The following is a 3877-nucleotide window of genomic DNA, read 5'->3' as shown; positions in this document are numbered from 1 at the left end:
GTGGTTTCCAAACGACGGCGTGGTCAACACCATCAGCATGAAATCGCCCAACGGCCAGCCGGTGCGCAACTACGACGGCAACTCGGTGCGTGGCAGCTGGAACTACATGGGGTACTACAACCAATACGACCATTTCGACGTCTTGGGATGGCTGAACCCAAGCTCAACCGTCTATCCGATCTACAACCGCATCGCGAGCATCTTGTACGGTCTGTAAACGTTCATCGGTCAAGCCGTCCGGGCCCCAAACGTGAGCCGCACCATCCGATGGTCGGTAACGGTCGCCGCACTCGCGGCGGCGTTGGGGTGGGCCGCCACCGGCGGGTCGCCCGAATCGCCGCCTCTGCCCGGCCCGTCGGTGCAACCCGAACGGGTCGCTCCTGCGCCGGTTTTGCAGCCGGTCGATGGTCAGCAGGCTCATGCGGACAACCCCGCCCTCGTTGTCGATGCCACCGGCGCCCGACTGCGCCCCCAGTCCTTTTCTCCCGAAGAAGCGCTGGGCCTGTTCGGGAGCGCCACATCAAGCTCAGCGGCCGCCGACCTGAAGCCGCCCCCCCACACCCCCACGCGGCTGAGCGAGGTGGCCGAATCTGTGCGCAAGCTGCGCGCACAAGGCGCTGGCGATGATGAGATCTACCGCATGCGCGCCCGTGCCCTGTCAGCGCAGACCGCTGACGCACTTGCGGCCATGGACCGCGAACAAAGCGCGTGGGATGCCCGGCTGGTGGCGTACAAGCAAGAGCGCAACACGCTGCTCGAAGGAGGCCAGGCCGGCGCCTCGCGCGAGACACAACAAGCCGCCGTGCAACGCCTGCGCGACACCCGCTTTTCCCCCGAAGAACTACAACGCCTCGCGGCCTACGAGAGCGATGATGGGCCACAGCTGCAACTGCCCTGACGCCAAATTCTTGGGTTGCACCGCGACCGGTAGAGTCGGGCCCCATGACACCCGAACTCAGCATCGACGGCCCCGTGGCCACCATCACCTTGCGCCGCCCGCGTGTGGCCAACCGGCTCGACCCGGTCGACCTCTCGACGCTGATCGACCAGGTGGCCGAGGTCAACGCCAACGATGCGGTGCTGGTACTGCGCCTGCAAGCGCACGGCAAATACTTCTGCAGCGGCTACGACATCACGCAGATCAACAGCAAGCGCCACGTGAGCTTCGACCAGATGGTCGTTGCCTTTGAAGACGCCCGCCCGGTGACCATCGCGGTGCTGCAAGGTGGCGTGTACGGCGGCGCCACCGACCTGGCGCTGGCCTGTGACTTTCGCATCGGCTCGCACAAGGTCGACATGTTCATGCCGGCTGCGCGCCTGGGGCTGCACTTCTACCAGCGTGGCATGGAGCGCTATGTGAGCCGGCTCGGCATCAACATGGCCAAGCGACTCTTCCTCACCGCCGAGAAGATCGACGCTGGCGAGATGCTGAGCTGCGGCTTCCTGACCCACCTGGTCGAGGCCGAGGCGCTCGAGCGCACCGCCGACCAACTCACGCACACGCTCGCCGGCATGGCGCCGCTCGCGCTGCTGGGCATGAAGAAGCACCTCACGCGCATCGCCCGCGGTGTGCTCGATGCCACCGAGCTGCAGCGCGACATCGCACGCGCCGCGCAGTCGGCCGACCTGAAGGAAGGCGCTGCCGCCTGGGCCGCCAAACGCCCGCCGCGCTTCAGCGGGCGCTAGAGGTGACCGAAACCGGCGCGGGCCTATGATCAGCGCCGCGTTCAGCCCCGCCCAGACCCATGCCCGCCAAACCACTCCCTCCCGGCAAGAAAAGCAGCGCCGCAGCGCCGCCCGAGCCGAGTGTGCGCGAAGAGCAACTCGTGGGCATCGCCAGCCAATTGTTCGCGAGCAAAGGTTATGACGCCACCTCCTTGCGCGACATCGCCGACGCCGCCGGCATCACCAAGGCCGCGCTGTACTACTGGTTCCCCGAGAAAGAACGCCTGTTCGTGCGGGTGGTCGAAAGCCGCATGGGCTCACTGATCGAGCGTGTGTCGCTCGCGATCGACCACGCCCCCGACCCCATCGCCAAGATCCGCGCGTTCTTGCTGGCCAGCGCCGAGCAGATGGACGCTAACCGCAGCGGCTGGCTCACTTCGTCGATCAACTTCTGGTCGAACTTCGAAACTGCACAGCGCGAAACCTTGCTTGCGCAGCGCGACCGCTACGAGCAGCTGCTGCGCCACTGCGTGGCCGACGCCGTGGCGCAAGGCAAGCTGCGCCCCGTCGACCCGGCTCTCACCACGCGCCTGCTGTTGTCGGGCCTGAACCAGCTGCCACGCTGGCACAAGATCGGCGGGCGACTGAGTGCGGCGCAGGTGGTCGAGGCCTACCTCGACATGCTGCTCGACGGGCTGTACCCCAAGACCTGACCGGAAAGAAGCCCGGGCACACGACCAGCAGCACCGCCATCGAGGCCGAGGTAATGTCTGGTGCGCGGCCTCACACAACGCCTCGCGCACGCCGCAGCGTGAAGCGCTGATGTTGTTGTCGGCCCAAGGGTGGCCTGGCGGCTGGCCGGCAACGCGCTGACGCCGAAATGGCCGGGGGCCACGGGCGATGGCGAGGGCGCTCAGTACTTCTTCAGCTGGGCCAGCAGGTCCGCGTGGAAGTTGGCGTCGCCAAACAGCTCTTGCAGCACACGCGCGCGCTTCATGAAGAAGCCCATCTCGAACTCGTCGGTCATGCCCATGCCGCCGTGCAGCTGCACCCCCTCTTGCACCGCGAGCGTGGCAGTGCTGCCGGCCTTGGCCTTGGCGACCGAGGCCAGGCCACCCGCCAGCGGCGAGGCTTCGTCGGAGCTCTGCAGGGCCTTGAGCACCGCCGAGCGGGTGAACTCCAGCTCGCAGTAAAGATGGGCCACCCGATGCTGCAGTGCCTGGAACTCGCCAATGATCTTGTTGAACTGCTGGCGCTGCTTGAGGTAGGCGACGGTGCGGCTGAAGGCTTCGTCGGCCAGGCCCAGCATCTCGGCGGCGGCGGCAGCACGGCCGGCGTTCAAGGCGGCACCGAGGGTTGCCCAGGCCTCGCCCACTTCGCCGAGCACGGCGCTCCCGGCCACGGCCACGTTGTTGAAGGTGATGCGTGCGGCGTTGTGCGCATCGACGAAGAAGACACGTTCGACTTCGACGCCTGCGCTCTGGCGGTCGACGAGGAAGAGCGTGATGCCGGCCACGTCACCCGCAGCGCCTGAGGTGCGCGCTGCGACGATCAACAGGTCGGCCACATGGCCGTCGACCACAAAGGTCTTGGCGCCATTCAGCGTGTAGCCGCTGCCGGCGGGGACGGCCTTCAGCGCGGTGTTCTTCGGCTGGTGTTTGGCGGATTCATCGATCGCCAGCGTGGCGATGAGTTCGCCTGAAGCGATCCTGGGGAGATAGGCCTGCTTCTGCGCACCACTGCCAGCGCTCAGGAGCGCGGTGGTCGCGACCACACTGGAGGCGAAGAAAGGCGACGCGCTCAGATGGCGGCCGATCTCTTCCATCACCACGCCGGCCTCGACCAGGCCGAGGCCCAGGCCGCCGTGTGATTCGGGGATCAGCACGCCGGTGAAACCCATCTCGGCGAACTGCTTCCACAAGCTGCGCGAGAAGCCGTCCTTGTCACGTGTGTCGCGCAGCTGGCGCAGTTGCGACACGGGGGCGTTGTCGGCGAGAAATGCACGTGCGCTGTCGCGCAGCATGCCTTGTTCTTCTGTGAGGACGAGTGCCATGGGTTGTCTCTAAGTAGGTTGGGATCGCGCTGAACACTCCACCGTTCGGGCTGAGCCTGTCGAAGCCAGCGCGCATCGCGTGGCAGGCACTTCGACAGGCTCAGTGCGAACGGAACTCGGCTCAGGCGCCAGGCAAATTCAGAATCCGTTTGGCAATCA

The 3877-nt window shown here is 66.3% G+C and carries 4 protein-coding genes and 1 pseudogene; 4 read left to right on the top strand and 1 reads right to left on the bottom strand.

Annotated elements, in window-relative coordinates; all coding sequences use genetic code 11:
* From RMO40_RS24020 to RMO40_RS24005, 4 genes and pseudogenes are all read left to right on the top strand, one after another.
* Positions 1–217 (top strand): annotated as a pseudogene (locus tag RMO40_RS24020) (esterase/lipase family protein); the annotation flags it as partial.
* 33 nt (positions 218–250) lie between these two features.
* A complete protein-coding gene (locus tag RMO40_RS24015; protein ID WP_309726222.1) occupies positions 251–898 on the top strand; it encodes a lipase secretion chaperone in 648 nt (215 codons plus the stop codon).
* A gap of 44 nt (positions 899–942) precedes the next feature.
* On the top strand, positions 943–1686 hold the full coding sequence (locus RMO40_RS24010; RefSeq protein WP_309726220.1) for an enoyl-CoA hydratase-related protein: 744 nt from the start codon (positions 943–945) through the stop codon (positions 1684–1686).
* A 59-nt stretch (positions 1687–1745) separates the two neighbouring features.
* Positions 1746–2378, top strand: coding sequence for a TetR-type transcription factor C-terminal domain-containing protein (locus RMO40_RS24005; RefSeq protein WP_309726218.1), 633 nt, complete (start codon positions 1746–1748; stop codon positions 2376–2378).
* Between the two features lie 200 nt (positions 2379–2578).
* On the opposite strand, the gene RMO40_RS24000 is transcribed toward RMO40_RS24005, so the two are convergent.
* A complete protein-coding gene (locus RMO40_RS24000) occupies positions 2579–3718 on the bottom strand; it encodes an acyl-CoA dehydrogenase family protein (RefSeq protein ID WP_309726216.1) in 1140 nt (379 codons plus the stop codon).
* Positions 3719–3877 lie beyond the last annotated feature (159 nt).

The organism is Rhizobacter sp. (assembly GCF_031412075.1).
Classification (GTDB): Bacteria; Pseudomonadota; Gammaproteobacteria; order Burkholderiales; family Burkholderiaceae_C; genus Rhizobacter.
This window is presented reverse-complemented; position numbering and strand designations above follow the sequence as displayed.

Excerpts from the sequence above, each read along its gene's own strand:
- RMO40_RS24010 (WP_309726220.1), top strand. The coding sequence starts at position 943 with ATGACACCCGAACTCAGCATCGACGGCCCCGTGGCCACCATCACCTTG.
- RMO40_RS24005 (WP_309726218.1), top strand. The coding sequence starts at position 1,746 with ATGCCCGCCAAACCACTCCCTCCCGGCAAGAAAAGCAGCGCCGCAGCG.
- RMO40_RS24000 (WP_309726216.1), bottom strand. The coding sequence starts at position 3,718 with ATGGCACTCGTCCTCACAGAAGAACAAGGCATGCTGCGCGACAGCGCA.